Here is a 14,422-nt window from a genome sequence, read left to right on the forward strand (position 1 = left end):
GAACGCTTTACGCACTGGTAACTCAATCTGACCAATGAATGCCGATAAAAATGCTCTCGAAGTTTTTGTGATTGTGGCGCAGACGCGAAATTTCCGGCTGGCCGCAGAACAATTAGGTGTTACGCGTCCGGCGATCAGCCAGAGTCTGCGGCGTCTGGAAGACCGGCTTAACCTCACGCTGATGCAGCGCACCACACGATCGGTTCAGCTGACCGAAGCCGGACAGCGGCTCTATGCCGAAGTGGCGCCGGCGATCAACCAGCTCAATCGCGCCGTGACAGATATTGCCGAACTGGCTGCGGAACCTCGGGGCCAGCTGCGGCTGGCGATCTCCTCGATTGCTGAGCGGATGCTGGGGGGAGAACTGCTGGCAAGCTTTATTACCGCTTATCCGCAGGTGGAGGTGGATATCACCCTCACCGATGAGGAGTTTGATATTGTCGGGCAAGGCTATGACGCGGGTGTGCGGCTGGGGGAGGTGATTGCTCAGGATATGATTGCGGTGCCGGTATCCAATGCGCAGCGTCAGGTGGCGGTGGCGTCACCCGCCTATCTGGCTCGCGCAGGCACGCCGCAACATCCTCAGGATCTGGTCAATCATCGCTGCATCGGCTGGCGAAAAGGGCCTGGTCTGGCCCCTTATCGCTGGGAGTTCGCAGAGCAGGGACGCGAGTTTGATGTTGCCGTCAATCCGCAACTCACCACAAATGACATGGGGGTGATGATTCGCACCGCCTGCGCCGGGGGCGGCATCAGCTTTGGCATGGAAGAAACCTTCCAGCCTTACATAGCACGTGGCGAACTGGTGACCCTGCTCGATGCATGGTTGCCCGCCTTTGCCGGCTTCTATCTCTATTTTCCCAGCCGCAAAAATCTGGCCCCCAAGCTGAGGGCGCTGATCGATCACGTCAGACTCTAGCGACAGAATACGCGCCTGATTTAGCGCTGATATTGCTGATCGCTGACCTGCTCCAGCCAGTCAACCGGCGAGCCGTTCAGTGACTCAGCGATAGCAATATGCGTCATGGCGTTATCCGGCGTTGCCCCGTGCCAGTGCTTCACGTTTTCCGGGATCCAGACGATATCACCGGTGTTCATCACCTGAATGGCTTCACCCTCACACTGAATCCAGCCCTGGCCATGCGTGACGATCAGGGTTTGCCCGAGTGGATGGGTATGCCATGCGGTACGGGCACCCGGTTCAAAAGTCACCGTTGCGCCCCCCACGCGGGCGGGTTCGGTTGCCTGGAATGGTGCATCAATCCGAACCGTGCCGGTAAAATATTCAGCAGGTCCTTTACGCGAAGGCAGCGATCCGTTGGCGATAATTTTCATTACTCACTCCTGTTGTTAACGTGTCATGCACAGTGTAACCGGCAAGCCGGAGCGTGATTAGCCCGCTCAGTCGGCAAACGGTTATGAGCCGGGCTCATTAATTGCCTGACAGTTTTTCAGGCTGTCATGTTGTAACGGGTGATGATGTTGATTTTAGAGTAGGGCGCGGGCGGTTCTGAGGCGGGCAAAAATCCATGAAACGCCAGCAGCGTTCTGAAGGCGTGCAGCGCATCAAGCTGTAAATTATGCTCGATTAATGCATCAATTTTACCGGCCTGCAGCAGTGCACGATTCTCACGATCGAGATCGTGACCAATAAAAGCGTTAACCGTCCGCTTTTGTTCGGCAAAAGCGCGCAGTATGCCGGGATTACCGCCACCGACTGTGTAGACCGCATCTGCATCCGGTTGGCTCTGCAAGAACTGTGTCACCGACTGCTGCATCCGGGCGTCAATGCCATAACCGCCTGCCACCACGCTCACCTGATGCTGGGGCGCAAACTCCTGCATTGCTCGCTGAAACCCCTGAATTCTCTCCTGTTCGCCAATGAAATCGTGACTGCCGGTCACAGCCACAATATGTGAACGACTCACCCGCAGCCATTTTGACATCAGAAAAGCCGCCACTTTACCGGCATCAAAATTATCCATGCCGATATAGCGCAGGCGCGCGCTGCCGGGCAGGTCACTCATCATGGTGACCACCGGAACGCGTTGTTTCAGCAGTGATTCAAGGGTGGGATGAAGTTCACCAGAACAGGCTGCCTTAAGAATGACGCCGTGACTATGCAACGCTTTTTTATTCAGCAGCGCGTTAATCGCCTCCGCAGTAAGATTCTCGCCGAAGTGGAAACGAAGCTGAAGTTTAAAGGCAGTAAAACTGGCAATCTGACTGCTGAACGCCTCACGTATCAGTGGCTGAAAGCGGTCAGGTGTATGCATGATGACGTCGAAATAGATCGTTCTTCCCCTGGCGAGTCCCGCTTTTTGCATCAGTTCCAGGTCCGCTATCGCCTGCTGGATTCGGTGCTGGGTCGTGGCATGCACGTTGCCGCGCTGATGCAGTGCCCGGTCGATGGTCGCCAGACTGAGTCCCGACTGGGCAGCAATCTGTTTCAGGGTAAATTTAGCCATGTGCTGCTCGTGACACCAGAGGATGACGATAGTTTTATCATACTGCTGGCCATTGTCAGATGATCATTTGTGAAAGGCTGGTCAGCACATATCAGGCCGGGAAAGCTGCCCCGCAGGTTATCGCAACAAACAGTGAGTCGTAAAAGTGTTTATAACACATTCAGCCAAAAGTCTGTTTCCGCGATATATAACTATCCAACTCTCAATATACATGGGCATAAATAGATTACAGCGGTTGCTACCACGTTTTGGCTATTTATAGCTTCAGGGCTGCATGGGGTGAAAATAAAGCAAGATAATATTCTGAGGTTGTATAGTTAATAACCTTTTTGCCGCTTCGCTTATATTTCCCGCTTGACGGCTTTTTTGTTTTTTGGCTCCCGCTAATGATAGACTGTATATGCATACACCATCGGGAGGTCGTGTGAAGTACGACAACGATAATGAAATCCGTGCGCTGGTTGGTGCGGTAGTCAGTGATTTGATCAAGGCGGGAGAGCCGGTTCATTTCCACGACATTACGGACGCGCTGTTTCGCCTGAGCGAAGAGACGCGTGACAGCAGGCTGAAAGCATTGTGTCAGGAAGCGATAAGCTTTTTCACCCGGAAGATGCATTAAGGTTGCCAGGCCTGATGCCGGGCGTTGCCCCGGCCTGTGTCATGATAGCGTCCCTGCTACCTTTGACATCGGCGAGCATAAGAGGCTTTGCATATTGCTCGCAGCCTTTAAAAGGGATTTTACTGTGAGTCGGTCGTTTCTTTTTTATTCAGCGAGACGGTTGATGACCGCATTAAAAAATGTCAGTCAGATCTTTCTGTTGATTATTCATTAGGGGTGGCAAATTTCTGATAAAGAAGTTCGCCTTTTCATTGGCAGGTCTTATTAAGCCTGAATGATCATCATCTGGCATGATTGCAAAAAAGCGTTATCGTCGGGATCAAATCCCTGCTACATCATTAACCTGCAAAAGAATTTTTATATCGGATAATTTCTGTGTGGCATATCGGGTATACAGCGAAATTGAGGGAAGGAAACAAAAGCGGGCGAGGGGGAAGAGTATCCTGCGTTACCAGAGGTAACGCAGAATGGCGTATCAGATGCCGGTATCGTCTGGCGTGCGGCCAACCACGATTTCCAGCGTTTTGCGTAACACATCCAGCCTGACAACATCTGAAGTGCATTCCAGTTCCGCGATCAGATAGAGGATGATCGCTTTATTGGTTACACGTCCCTGATCAGCAACAATGTCACGAATCACTGCGCCCAGCAGTTCAGTTTCCGGAGCAAGCTGATCGCCCGCGCTACGGAAGTAGTCAATGATTGAAGAATCTGATGATGAATGCTGCATGATTTTTCTTTCTCTGAGGAAAATGAGTCAGATGCAATGGTTGAAGTCAAAAACGAGTGTAGACGCAGTTTTCGTTTTGCCCAGCCCGCCTTAAAAATTCTGTTCAGGTCTGCCGCTTCGCTTAAAATTAGCCGCATGTATCAGGTACGCAGTACGCTCAATCAGTGCTTTTTCGAACCCTCAGGCGGGCCATCACTGTTCATACGATGAGCCGTGTTATCACGTTCGGCACCGTCGCCCTGCACGCGTTTGCGCGCGGCAACCATACCATTACGGACTTCGGTGATGGCTTTGCGAATCACTGACACTTTCACGTCGTCGTCAGCATCAGCAGCCATCAGTTCGAGCTGTGCGATTAAGGCATTGCTGGATACCGGTTTGTCTGACTTGAGTAATGTCAGAACGGCTTCGCCGATCATGACATCTGTCAGTTTCTCATCTTCACTTCTGTACATACTGGCTTCTCTGATTGCGAATCAATGGCCATGCTGCGGGTCCGTATGCGTCAGCGGGTGCGACCTGGCGCACCCGATACGGGAAGCAGTACTGGGCTTTATTGCTAGGGTAGATCTTCCTGGGTGATGGCTGAAACAGGCGTCCTGATTAACATACACGACCGTGAGAGGGCATTAATCTTCGCGACGAAAAAGCATCGCAATGAGTTCATGCAGATGACTCTCTTCTTCTGGCGTGGCAGCCAGTTCAAGGCGACTCAGCAGTTTACTGCAAATCGTTTTCCGACTAAGGCTGTGACCTGCGCGCAGAATTTCCACCACAACCGAACCCAGCGTCTCCTGTTGCGACGGTGAGCTGGCCTGATTGAAGTAACGGGCAATATCGCTGATCGTTTCCGGGGCTTGTCCGTTCTGACGCATGTTGTTGTCCTCAGGTGATTTAAATGTATGCACTCTGGATGCGCAAGTTATACATCTTTGCAAAACTTGTACAGAATTTTGGATTTTTGGGATTAATTTTTTTGTGCAAAAAGTGCTAAGGCTTTTAAAACAGGGTGTTACGAGGAGTTTGTAGCGAGGTAAAAATTGTACCAGATTCTTGTATCATTAACACCCCAGCGACGCTCCGACCTGAATATTAAGGCCGGAGAGGAACGGCAGACCTGGGTTAGTGTTTAAAGAAGATGTCATCGGCAGAGACGGGAGCAGCGGGCTCTTTGCCAGTGGTTTTGGCAAGCCAGGTCGCCGGGGCGGTGCTGCGGGAACCGATGGTTTTGAACCCCATCAGCCATTGAAGCGCATGCTGCATCTGCTCAAGGCGAGTCTCATTAACTTCAGAGTCAGCCATGACCCTTAATTCATTAATCAGCAGTTCAACATTCACTTCCTGACCGGCATTAAACAGGTTCATTGCGGCTTCGCCAATGATGACATTCGCTTTTTCGTCGCTGGAAAAATACAAATTATCCTCCTGGGTGATTGCGGTAAGTAACATTAACTGTAGCAAAAAAATTTACGAAGCTTAATCAATTCAGCCTATCAATAAGATTATTTTAATTGTCGGTCTGCTATGCGTGTCATGTGAGTGCCGCCAGGTGTCAGAACGCTTTTCGGTAAATTGCGCCGTCAGGATGGGCTTTTTGTAATCCTGTTATCGTTCCTGCGGTTTACTCAACCACAGATGAGAAAGGCGTAAAACCCGGTTATAGCTATACATCACGCTTTCCATAAACTTCCCATCATTGAAATTAAATGTCTATATATCAACAAGTAAAGCGATTCGCTTACAAAACTTCACATTCGGGCCCGGACGCTGAAGAAACTTCACAACCCTTCGCTGTTACAAAGGTATAGCCTGTGCTATAAAAAATAGCCTATGCTAATTATGTTCTGTTTTTAATCACCTCTGGAGATCGCCCTATGGTCCCGAAAAGAAAAATAACCATGATGCTACTGAGTGCGCTACTGACAACCCTGATGGCGACAAGCAGCTATGCAGCAGAAAAATTTAAGGTAGTGACGACGTTTACGGTCATCGCTGACATGGTGAAAAACGTGGCGGGCGATGCGGCCGAAGTTACTTCCATTACCAAACCGGGTGCTGAAATACACGAATATCAGCCGACGCCCGGCGATATCAAACGTGCGCAGGGTGCGCAGTTAATCATGGCGAACGGGCTTAATCTCGAACGCTGGTTTGAGCGTTTTTATCAGCATCTGGATGGGGTGCCGGAAGTGATTGTCTCTGCCGGGGTAAAACCGATCGGTATTGGCGAGGGGCCTTATAACGGTAAACCGAATCCGCACGCCTGGATGTCTCCGGACAATGCGCTGATCTATGTCGATAATATCCGTGATGCGCTGGTGAAATATGACCCGGCGCATGCGGAGACCTATCGTCAGAACGCAGCCGCCTATAAGCAAAAAATCACCGCAGCGCTGGATCCGCTTCGCCAGCAGATTGCCGACATCCCGGAGGATAAACGCTGGATGGTGACCAGCGAAGGCGCATTCTCCTATCTGGCTCGCGACCTGGGCATGAAAGAACTCTACCTGTGGCCTGTAAATGCTGATCAGCAAGGCACGCCGCAACAGGTGAGAAAAGTGATCGACCAGGTGAAGAAAAATGCTATTCCAGCGGTGTTCAGTGAAAGCACCGTGTCGGATAAGCCAGCCCGCCAGGTCGCGCGGGAAACGGGTGCGCATTACGGTGGGGTGCTTTACGTCGATTCTTTAAGCAATGCTCAGGGACTGGTGCCGACCTATCTGGATTTGCTCAGAGTCACCACGGAGACGCTGGCACAGGGCATTAAAGCGGGAGAGAAAGCGCAATGACAGACACCATCGTGGTTTCGGATGTCACCGTGACCTATCGCAACGGTCACACCGCGTTGCATGATGCCAGCTTCAGCGTGCCGGGTGGATCGATTGCGGCGCTGGTGGGTGTGAATGGCTCCGGCAAGTCAACCCTGTTCAAAGCGCTGATGGGCTTTGTCCGGCTCGCCAGCGGCAGCATCTCAGTGCTCGGCATGCCAACTCGTGAAGCACTGCGTCAGAGTCTGGTCGCGTATGTGCCGCAGTCGGAAGAGGTGGACTGGTCTTTTCCGGTGCTGGTGGAAGATGTGGTAATGATGGGTCGCTACGGTCATATGGGCCTGCTGCGTCGACCGAAACCGCACGACCAGCAGATTGTCAGTGATGCGCTGGCGCGGGTCGATATGCTGGATTACCGCCATCGTCAAATCGGTGAACTCTCCGGCGGACAGAAGAAAAGGGTATTTCTGGCGCGCGCCATTGCCCAGCAGGGCAGCGTTATCCTGCTGGATGAGCCGTTTACCGGCGTGGACGTTCAGACTGAGGCCAGAATCATCAGTCTGCTGGGTGAGCTGCGCGATGAAGGCAAGACCATGCTGGTCTCAACGCATAATCTGGGATCGGTCACGGAGTTCTGCGATTACACCGTGATGGTCAAAGGCACCATTCTGGCCAGCGGCCCGACCCGCACCACCTTTACCGCCGCCAACCTTGAGCGTGCTTTCAGTGGGGTGCTGCGTCATGTGATGGCGAAAGGGCTGGACGATCAGATTATCACCGACGATGAACGGCCTTTTATTGCGCCACGTACGGCACCTGAAGACGGAAACTGACCATGGAACTGTTACTGGAGCCTTTTGGTTATCACTACATGCTCAACGCGATGTGGGTCTCCGCCATGGTCGGCGGCCTGTGTGCGTTTCTCTCCTGCTATCTGATGCTCAAAGGCTGGTCGCTGATTGGCGATGCGCTGTCGCACTCCATCGTGCCGGGCGTAGCGGGTGCTTACATGCTGGGACTACCCTTTGCGCTGGGCGCGTTTCTCTCTGGTGGGCTGGCGGCGGGCAGTATGCTGTTACTCAATCAGCGTACCCGCTTAAAAGAAGATGCAATCATCGGCCTGATCTTCTCCTCCTTCTTTGGTCTGGGTCTGTTTATGGTGTCGCTCAATCCGACCGCGGTAAACATTCAGACCATTGTGCTCGGCAATATTCTGGCGATTGCGCCCGCGGATATACTCCAGCTGGCGCTGATTGGCGGGCTGTCGATCATCATTCTGCTGTTTAAGTGGAAGGATCTGATGGTCACCTTCTTTGATGAGAATCACGCGCGCGCCATCGGACTGCGTCCTGAACGACTGAAAGTCCTCTTCTTTACCCTGCTGGCAGTCTCAACCGTGGCGGCGCTGCAAACCGTCGGTGCATTTCTGGTGATCTGTCTGGTGGTGACGCCAGGCGCGACGGCCTGGATGCTCACCGACCGCTTCCCGCGTCTGCTGATGATTGCAGTCGCGATTGGCAGTATCACCAGTTTTCTCGGTGCGTGGGCGAGTTACTACCTGGATGGCGCAACGGGCGGCATCATCGTGGTGGCGCAGACGTTGCTGTTCCTGCTGGCGTTTGTTTTTGCGCCCAAACATGGCTTGCTGGCTAACCGGCGTCGTGGCCGCCATCGTCCCGAAAAGGAGCCTGGCTGATGTGGATCTTTGAACCTTTCCAGTTCGCTTTTATGAACAGCGCGTTGCTGATTGCGCTGGTGGTGGCGATCCCCTGTGCGCTGCTGTCGGTCTTTCTGGTACTGAAAGGCTGGGCGCTGATGGGCGATGCCATGAGCCATGCGGTATTCCCCGGCATCGTCCTCGCCTGGATGGCCGGGCTGCCGCTGGCGGTGGGTGCGTTTGTCGCCGGTCTGTTCTGTGCTGTTGCCAGTGGATTTCTGCAGGACAACAGTCGCATCAAGCAGGATACGGTGCTGGGAATCGTCTTCTCCGGCATGTTCGCGGTGGGATTGATCCTCTATATCGCCGTGAAACCGGAGGTGCATCTTGATCACATTCTGTTTGGTGACATGCTGGGTATTACGGGCGCTGACATAATTCAGACCTCGCTTATCGCAGCGGTGATCGTCGGGGTCATTGCGGTGAAATGGCGTGATTTTATGCTGTTCAGTTTTGATCCGCAGCAGGCACAGGTCTCTGGCTTACCCGCACGCTGGCTGCATTACGGTCTACTCTGCATGGTATCGCTGACCATTGTGGCGACGCTGAAAGCAGTAGGGATTATCCTGTCGATTTCCCTGCTGATCGCGCCCGGTGCTATCGCAGTTCTGCTCACCCGCCGCTTTTCACATGCGCTGCTGGTGGCGGTCGTGGTGTCGGTGCTGGTGTCGCTGAGTGGGGTCTATCTCTCGTTCTTTATCGACAGCGCTCCAGCACCCACGATCGTGGTGCTGTTTGCACTGGTGTTTATCGTGGCGATGGTGATTTCAGGCCGCAAAACGCGACAGCTTGAACGCCAGCGGATTAATGCCAGCTGACTGGCTATCGCGGCTGTCTCTCAACCGCGATAGCGCACCGCATCAATCAAACGTGTAAAGGCGCTGGTGTGCTGTCTGCGGCTGGGATAGTAAAGATAATAACCCGGAAAAGGCTCACACCAGTCAGCCAGCACCTGAACCAGACGGCCACTTTTAAGGTGTTCCGCAACGCTATCCTGCGGCACATAGCAGATCCCCATCCCGCTCAGTGCGGCATCAATGCGCGACGCGAGATGATTAAAAATTAACTGACCCTGCGTTTTGACCCTGATCTCCTTGCCATCACGCATAAACTCCCAGTTATAGAGGCCACCCAGCGTCGGCAGCCGCAGGTTGATGCAGTTATGATGCTGTAAATCATAGGGAGTCTCAGGTCTGCCGTGCTGATCAAAATAGCTGCTGGCTGCCACCACGCACATATTCCAGTCCGGCCCGATGCGCACCGCCACCATATCCTTTTCGACCTGCTCACCCAGTCGCACGCCCGCATCGAAACGGCCGCTGACAATATCGGTCAGACTGTTATCCACCGACACTTCAACATGGACATCGGGGTATTGCTGAAGAAAGGGCCTGAGCAGCGGCCAGAGTGTAGAGGTGAGCGCATGTTCGCCTGCGGTGATACGAATGTTGCCGGAGATTTTACCCTGACTGTCAGTGACATTGACCAGTTCAGACTCAATCTCGCTGAACAGCGGGGCGAGGGTAGTGATCAGCCGTTCACCGGCTTCTGTCGGGGCAACGCTGCGAGTAGTGCGCGTCAGCAACCGGACGCTAAGACGCTCTTCCAGAGCGCGAATCGCGTGGCTCAGTGCCGACTGCGACACACCCAGCTTCGCCGCTGCCCGGGTGAAGCTGCGCTCTTCTGCTACCACCACCAGATAGATTAGATCGTTAAAATTTTCTTTCAGCATAGGCCCTCTGACCTGTTTGATCGGTTATCCCGGTCGGGACAGGCCGATTTATCGACGTTAACTACGGCTTCGCTACCCGACCTGCTATCAGACCCGAAATTGCCTTTCAGGGTTACACATTTCGCGGCAGGATTAATGAGGCGGACAGATAAACCCTATGAACGACGGCTATAAAAGCTTTTTTCAAAAAAATTAATAAAATCATTTAGATGAGCGTTGTATGAACACATATTTATCCCGATTCAATCTCGCTCCGCCATTCAGATAACACTTACTTTTCCCTGCTTCCCCGCAAAATTGCCAAAAAGCTGCTAAACCTTAAAGCAGAGATACGCGCGTAAAGATTAGGGTTATCACGATTTTCCCCCGATTCGAACCCCGTCAGAAATAAACCTATAAAAAATTACATCTTTTGGCCCCCAACAATGGGAAGCAGACAATGTCGGAAAAAATATCGCTAACAATGCAGGTTAATGGTCAGTCGCAGCAGATGCAGGTCGATCCCCGTGTCACCCTGCTTGATGCGCTGCGTGAGCATCTTAACCTGACCGGCACCAAAAAAGGGTGCGATCAGGGGCAGTGCGGTGCCTGCACGGTACTGATTAATGGCCAGCGGGTGCTGAGTTGCCTGACGCTGGCGGCTCAGGCGGATGGCGCCGAAGTGACCAGCATTGAAGGGCTGGCTTCCACCGAAGGTGAGCTGCACCCGGTGCAGCGCTGCTTTATGGAGAATGACGCCTTCCAGTGCGGCTACTGTACACCGGGTCAGATTATGTCCGCCGTCGCCTGCATCAAAGAGGGCCATGCGGGTTCAGAAGATGAAATCCGTGAGTATATGAGCGGCAACCTTTGCCGTTGTGGAGCATATCCGCACATTGTGGATGCGATTAAACAGGCCGCAGCAGAGATGGCGAAGGAGTCCGCATGAATGAATTCAGCTGGAAAGTCGCGCAGTCGCCTGAGGAAGCCGCAGCCCTGAAACAGCAGTCTGGCAGCCAGTTTCTGGCAGGCGGCACCACACAACTCGATCTGATGAAGTGTGGGGTCTTCACGCCGCCGCAGCTCATCGGCATCACTGGATTGACCGGGCTTAAAAACCTGCAGTTTGACGACGATAAGATAACGGCCGGCGCGCTGGTCACCATGAGCGGCCTGGCGGATCATCCCGCCTGCCAGCAGAACGCGCCAGCCATCTACGGCAGCCTGTGGCAGGCCGCGTCACCGCAGATTCGTAACATGGCCACGCTGGGCGGTAATTTACGCCAGCGTACCCGTTGCGCCTATTACCGCGATCCGGCGACCTTTTCCGCCTGCAACAAACGCAATCCGGGTTCCGGCTGCGCCGCACTGGATGGCGTTAACAGCAATCATGCCATCCTGGGCGCCAGCGACAGCTGCATCGCGGTCTATCCCGGCGATCTGGCGGTGGCGCTGGTGGCGTTTGACGCCATCGTGGTTCTGCAGAATCAGCAGGGCGAAACCCGTCGCATCGTGATTGATGATTTCTTCCTGCTGCCGGGTGATACACCTGATCGTGAGCACGATCTGCGCGATGACGAAATTATTGTGGCCATTGAAGTGCCGCAAACCGAGTCACTGCGACACTCACACTACCTTAAAGTCCGTGACCGCAGCTCTTATGAGTTTGCTGCAGCCAGCGCGGCCGCAGGCTTCACGCTGGAGAACGGCGTGATGCGTCAGGTGCATATTGCGCTGGGCGGCGTCGCCACCAAACCCTGGCGGGTCAGGTCGGTGGAGCAGGCGCTGGAGGGACAGCCGTTCAATGAAGAGACGGTCTTCCAGGCGGCAGAACGGATTACACAGGAGACGCAGGCGCTGACCCACAACGCCTATAAAGTAAAACTGGCGCCGCGTGTGATTGCACGTGCGCTGATGGCAGCAGGAGAAACCGCATGAGTGACGTAAATGACAAAGCACGTCGGGAGTTACTGAAGGCGACGGCGGCGATCTCAGCGGCGGGCAGCCTGGGTCTGAGTATGCAAAGCGCCAGTGCCAGTGATACTGCCACGGCGGAACCAGAAACCACCGATCCGATTGAGGGACTGGGCGCCGGGCGCTCGCGGGGTGACGGCAAAGTCAAAGTCACCGGTGAGGCGCGGTATGCGGTAGAACATCAGCCGGAAAATCCGCTTTATGGCGTGGTGATCCAGTCTACTGTTGCCAGCGGCCGTATCAGCCGGATGTCGACGGAAAAGGCGCAGCAGGCCTCGGGTGTGGTGGCGGTTTATACCCATCTGAATAGCCTGAAGATCAACAAACCCACCGCGATTGCAGACGGCGGCGCGGCGCAGTCAACCTATACCCCGATTCAGGACGATGTGATTATTCACAACGGCCAGAACATCGGTCTGGTGGTGGCAGAGACGTTTGAGCAGGCGACGTATGCCGCCTCGCTGGTGGAGATCGACTATGAAACCTCGCCCGCACTGATTTTTGCCACCGATGAGGGTGTCGAACCGAAACCGGTATCGAAACAGGATATCGATATGGGCGATGCACAGGCGGCGATGCAGCAGGCCGAGGTGCGTCTGAGCCAGCGCTATACCACGCCGCGCGAATACAACATGCCGATGGAACCGCACGCCTGTGTCGCTGAGTGGCAGGATGGACGCATGACCGTCTGGGAGCCGAGTCAGTGGGTGGCAGGCGCGCAGGTGGAAATCGCCGAGTGGATGGGCATTGACGTTGAAGATGTGCGGATTATTTCGCCCTATGTCGGCGGGGGATTTGGGTCCAAGCCGGTGCCTTACACCCACGTCGCACTGGCCAGTGTGGCATCACGAGCGCTGAAGCGTCCTATCAAAGTGTCGCTGACCCGACCGCAGACCTTTACTGGTCTGGGCGGACGTCCCGCCACCTCGCAGCAGCTGGAACTGGGTGCCTCGCGTGACGGCAAAATCCAGGCGATTATCCAGCGCAGCTTCAGTGAAACCTCATTAATCGATGTATTTGCTGAGAACTGCAGCAAAGTCACCGCCCGCATGTATGCGGTGGGCAACGTCTCCGCCCAGCATCAGGTCAGGCCGATCAATACCGTGACGCCAGGCTGGATGCGGGCGCCAGGTGAAAACCCCAGCGCCTTTGGCCTGGAAGTGGCGATGGATGAGATGGCCTATGCCCTGAATATCGATCCCCTGGAACTGCGTCTGCGCAACTGGGCGGACAAAGATTATCAGCTCGATCTGCCGTGGAGTTCGCGTCGCCTGAAAGAAGCCTATCAGAAAGGGGCTGAGGCCTTTGGCTGGGATAAGCGCATTATGACGCCGCGGTCGATGCGCGAAGGGCGTGAACTGATTGGCTGGGGCATGGCCTCTGGCACCTATCCGGTCAACAAACTGCCTGCTGAGGCAAAAATCATCCTGACCCCACAGGGTAAATTTGTGGTGCAGTGCGCCGGTGCGGATATCGGCACCGGGACCTATACCATCCTGGCGCAGACCGCTGCCGACATTCTTGGCGTCGCCTCTACCACCATTGAGGTTCAGCTGGGTGATACTGAGCTGCCGCGTGCCGGTGTCGCAGGTGGATCGCAGCTTGCGGGCAACGTGACCGCGGCGGTGAACGATACCGCCAGACGAATGCGCGACCAGCTGCTGAAACTCGCCAGCGAGCTGCCACAGTCGCCACTGAATGGCACTCCGGCATCTCAGCTCACGCTGAAAGGCGACGGGGTTCAGCATAATCTGCGCAGCGGTCTGGCGGTCTCATTTGCCCGGCTGGCAAGCCTGGCACCGGCGGAGAGTCTGACGGTGAAAGGCGGCACTTTCCCGGACGATCTGTCACAGAGCGAGCGCGACAAGATGGTGCGCAACCTTAATGACATGAGCCGCCCTGAAAAATTCTCGGCCCACAGCTGGAGCGCGCAGTTTGTGGAAGTGCGGGTCGATGAAGATTTCGGCACTATCCGGGTCAAACGGATGGTGGCGGCGCTCGACAGCGGTCGTCTCTACAACCCTAAACTGGCGCGCAGCCAGTGGATTGGCGGCATGATCATGGGCGTCGGTCAGGCGCTGATGGAAGAGGGCATCGTCGATCCACGCAATGGTCGGGTGATCAACAACAACCTGGCGGACTATCTGGTGCCGGTTAACGGTGACATCCCGAGCATTACCACCATCAACGTTGGCGAGCCCGATTTTGAGGCGACCACCATGGGCGGTAAAGCCGTGGGTGAGCTGGGTATCGTGGGCGTGGCGGCAGCGATCAGTAATGCGGTGTTCCATGCCACCGGTAAGCGGGTGCGCGACTTACCTATTACTCTCGATAAGATTATCTGAGCCTGTTCCTGACCTGCTGCCAGCAGGTCGATGTGAGGATATGCGGGCGCGGGCTGAAACCTGCGCCCGTTTTTCACGCTTAGCGGAGAG

16 protein-coding genes are annotated in these 14,422 nt (G+C 54.7%); 9 read left to right on the forward strand and 7 right to left on the reverse strand.

Annotation, left to right across the window (positions count from 1 at the left end; genetic code table 11):
• The first annotated feature begins 34 nt into the window (after nt 1-34).
• Nucleotides 35-919, forward strand: coding sequence for a LysR family transcriptional regulator (locus ACK13D_RS01925; RefSeq protein ID WP_192073037.1), 885 nt, complete (start codon nt 35-37; stop codon nt 917-919).
• Nucleotides 920-939: 20 nt separating this feature from the next.
• Here ACK13D_RS01925 and ACK13D_RS01930 read toward each other — a convergent pair whose 3' ends face one another.
• The gene (locus ACK13D_RS01930) at nt 940-1,335 is read right to left on the reverse strand and encodes a (R)-mandelonitrile lyase (protein ID WP_010246880.1); all 396 of its coding nucleotides are present in this window, start codon (nt 1,333-1,335) and stop codon (nt 940-942) included.
• Nucleotides 1,336-1,451: 116 nt separating this feature from the next.
• Nucleotides 1,452-2,468, reverse strand: coding sequence for a substrate-binding domain-containing protein (locus ACK13D_RS01935; RefSeq protein WP_192073038.1), 1,017 nt, complete (start codon nt 2,466-2,468; stop codon nt 1,452-1,454).
• Between the two features lie 424 nt (nt 2,469-2,892).
• Between ACK13D_RS01935 and ACK13D_RS01940 the strand changes: the two genes are divergently transcribed.
• Nucleotides 2,893-3,087, forward strand: coding sequence for a hypothetical protein (locus ACK13D_RS01940; RefSeq protein WP_010246886.1), 195 nt, complete (start codon nt 2,893-2,895; stop codon nt 3,085-3,087).
• A gap of 475 nt (nt 3,088-3,562) precedes the next feature.
• Here the strand turns inward: ACK13D_RS01940 and ACK13D_RS01945 are convergent, their stop codons facing one another.
• From ACK13D_RS01945 to ACK13D_RS01960, 4 genes are all read right to left on the reverse strand, one after another.
• Nucleotides 3,563-3,817 (reverse strand): biofilm/acid-resistance regulator YmgB/AriR, encoded by a 255-nt coding sequence (locus ACK13D_RS01945; RefSeq protein ID WP_010246887.1) that lies wholly within the window; start codon nt 3,815-3,817, stop codon nt 3,563-3,565.
• A 161-nt stretch (nt 3,818-3,978) separates the two neighbouring features.
• Entirely contained in the window at nt 3,979-4,272 is a 294-nt protein-coding gene (locus tag ACK13D_RS01950; RefSeq protein WP_010246889.1) for a hypothetical protein, read from the reverse strand.
• Nucleotides 4,273-4,446: 174 nt separating this feature from the next.
• Nucleotides 4,447-4,692, reverse strand: a complete 246-nt coding sequence (gene ycgZ, locus ACK13D_RS01955; protein ID WP_010246891.1) for a regulatory protein YcgZ — start codon at nt 4,690-4,692, stop codon at nt 4,447-4,449.
• Between the two features lie 247 nt (nt 4,693-4,939).
• Entirely contained in the window at nt 4,940-5,233 is a 294-nt protein-coding gene (locus tag ACK13D_RS01960; RefSeq protein ID WP_010246892.1) for a hypothetical protein, read from the reverse strand.
• A gap of 482 nt (nt 5,234-5,715) precedes the next feature.
• Between ACK13D_RS01960 and ACK13D_RS01965 the strand changes: the two genes are divergently transcribed.
• From ACK13D_RS01965 to ACK13D_RS01980, 4 genes are read left to right on the forward strand one after another with little or no spacing between them, the layout of a single operon-like run.
• Nucleotides 5,716-6,606 carry a metal ABC transporter substrate-binding protein gene (locus ACK13D_RS01965; RefSeq protein WP_410174465.1) on the forward strand — a complete coding sequence of 297 codons (891 nt, stop codon included), beginning with the start codon at nt 5,716-5,718 and terminating at the stop codon, nt 6,604-6,606.
• Nucleotides 6,603-7,418 carry a manganese/iron ABC transporter ATP-binding protein gene (locus ACK13D_RS01970; protein WP_341575672.1) on the forward strand — a complete coding sequence of 272 codons (816 nt, stop codon included), beginning with the start codon at nt 6,603-6,605 and terminating at the stop codon, nt 7,416-7,418. The genes ACK13D_RS01965 and ACK13D_RS01970 overlap by 4 nt, the downstream gene beginning before the upstream one ends.
• Nucleotides 7,419-7,420: 2 nt before the next feature.
• The gene (gene sitC, locus ACK13D_RS01975) at nt 7,421-8,281 is read left to right on the forward strand and encodes an iron/manganese ABC transporter permease subunit SitC (protein ID WP_010246899.1); all 861 of its coding nucleotides are present in this window, start codon (nt 7,421-7,423) and stop codon (nt 8,279-8,281) included.
• Nucleotides 8,281-9,120 (forward strand): metal ABC transporter permease, encoded by an 840-nt coding sequence (locus ACK13D_RS01980; RefSeq protein ID WP_159226860.1) that lies wholly within the window; start codon nt 8,281-8,283, stop codon nt 9,118-9,120. The genes sitC and ACK13D_RS01980 overlap by 1 nt, the downstream gene beginning before the upstream one ends.
• 20 nt (nt 9,121-9,140) lie before the next feature.
• Here the strand turns inward: ACK13D_RS01980 and ACK13D_RS01985 are convergent, their stop codons facing one another.
• Nucleotides 9,141-10,034, reverse strand: a complete 894-nt coding sequence (locus ACK13D_RS01985) for a LysR family transcriptional regulator (protein WP_010246903.1) — start codon at nt 10,032-10,034, stop codon at nt 9,141-9,143.
• Nucleotides 10,035-10,473: 439 nt separating this feature from the next.
• On the opposite strand from ACK13D_RS01985, the gene ACK13D_RS01990 reads away from it, so the two are divergent.
• The 3 genes from ACK13D_RS01990 to ACK13D_RS02000 are packed head-to-tail and all read left to right on the forward strand — an operon-like array spanning nt 10,474 to nt 14,332.
• Entirely contained in the window at nt 10,474-10,962 is a 489-nt protein-coding gene (locus ACK13D_RS01990; RefSeq protein WP_022624540.1) for a (2Fe-2S)-binding protein, read from the forward strand.
• On the forward strand, nt 10,959-11,951 hold the full coding sequence (locus tag ACK13D_RS01995; RefSeq protein ID WP_187500356.1) for an FAD binding domain-containing protein: 993 nt from the start codon (nt 10,959-10,961) through the stop codon (nt 11,949-11,951). Before ACK13D_RS01990 ends, ACK13D_RS01995 begins: the two co-directional genes overlap by 4 nt.
• Nucleotides 11,948-14,332, forward strand: a complete 2,385-nt coding sequence (locus ACK13D_RS02000) for a xanthine dehydrogenase family protein molybdopterin-binding subunit (protein WP_223565998.1) — start codon at nt 11,948-11,950, stop codon at nt 14,330-14,332. Before ACK13D_RS01995 ends, ACK13D_RS02000 begins: the two co-directional genes overlap by 4 nt.
• The last annotated feature ends 90 nt before the right edge of the window (nt 14,333-14,422 follow it).

This window comes from Pantoea sp. K16 (assembly GCF_048452805.1).
GTDB classification, from domain to species: Bacteria; Pseudomonadota; Gammaproteobacteria; order Enterobacterales; family Enterobacteriaceae; genus Pantoea; species Pantoea agglomerans.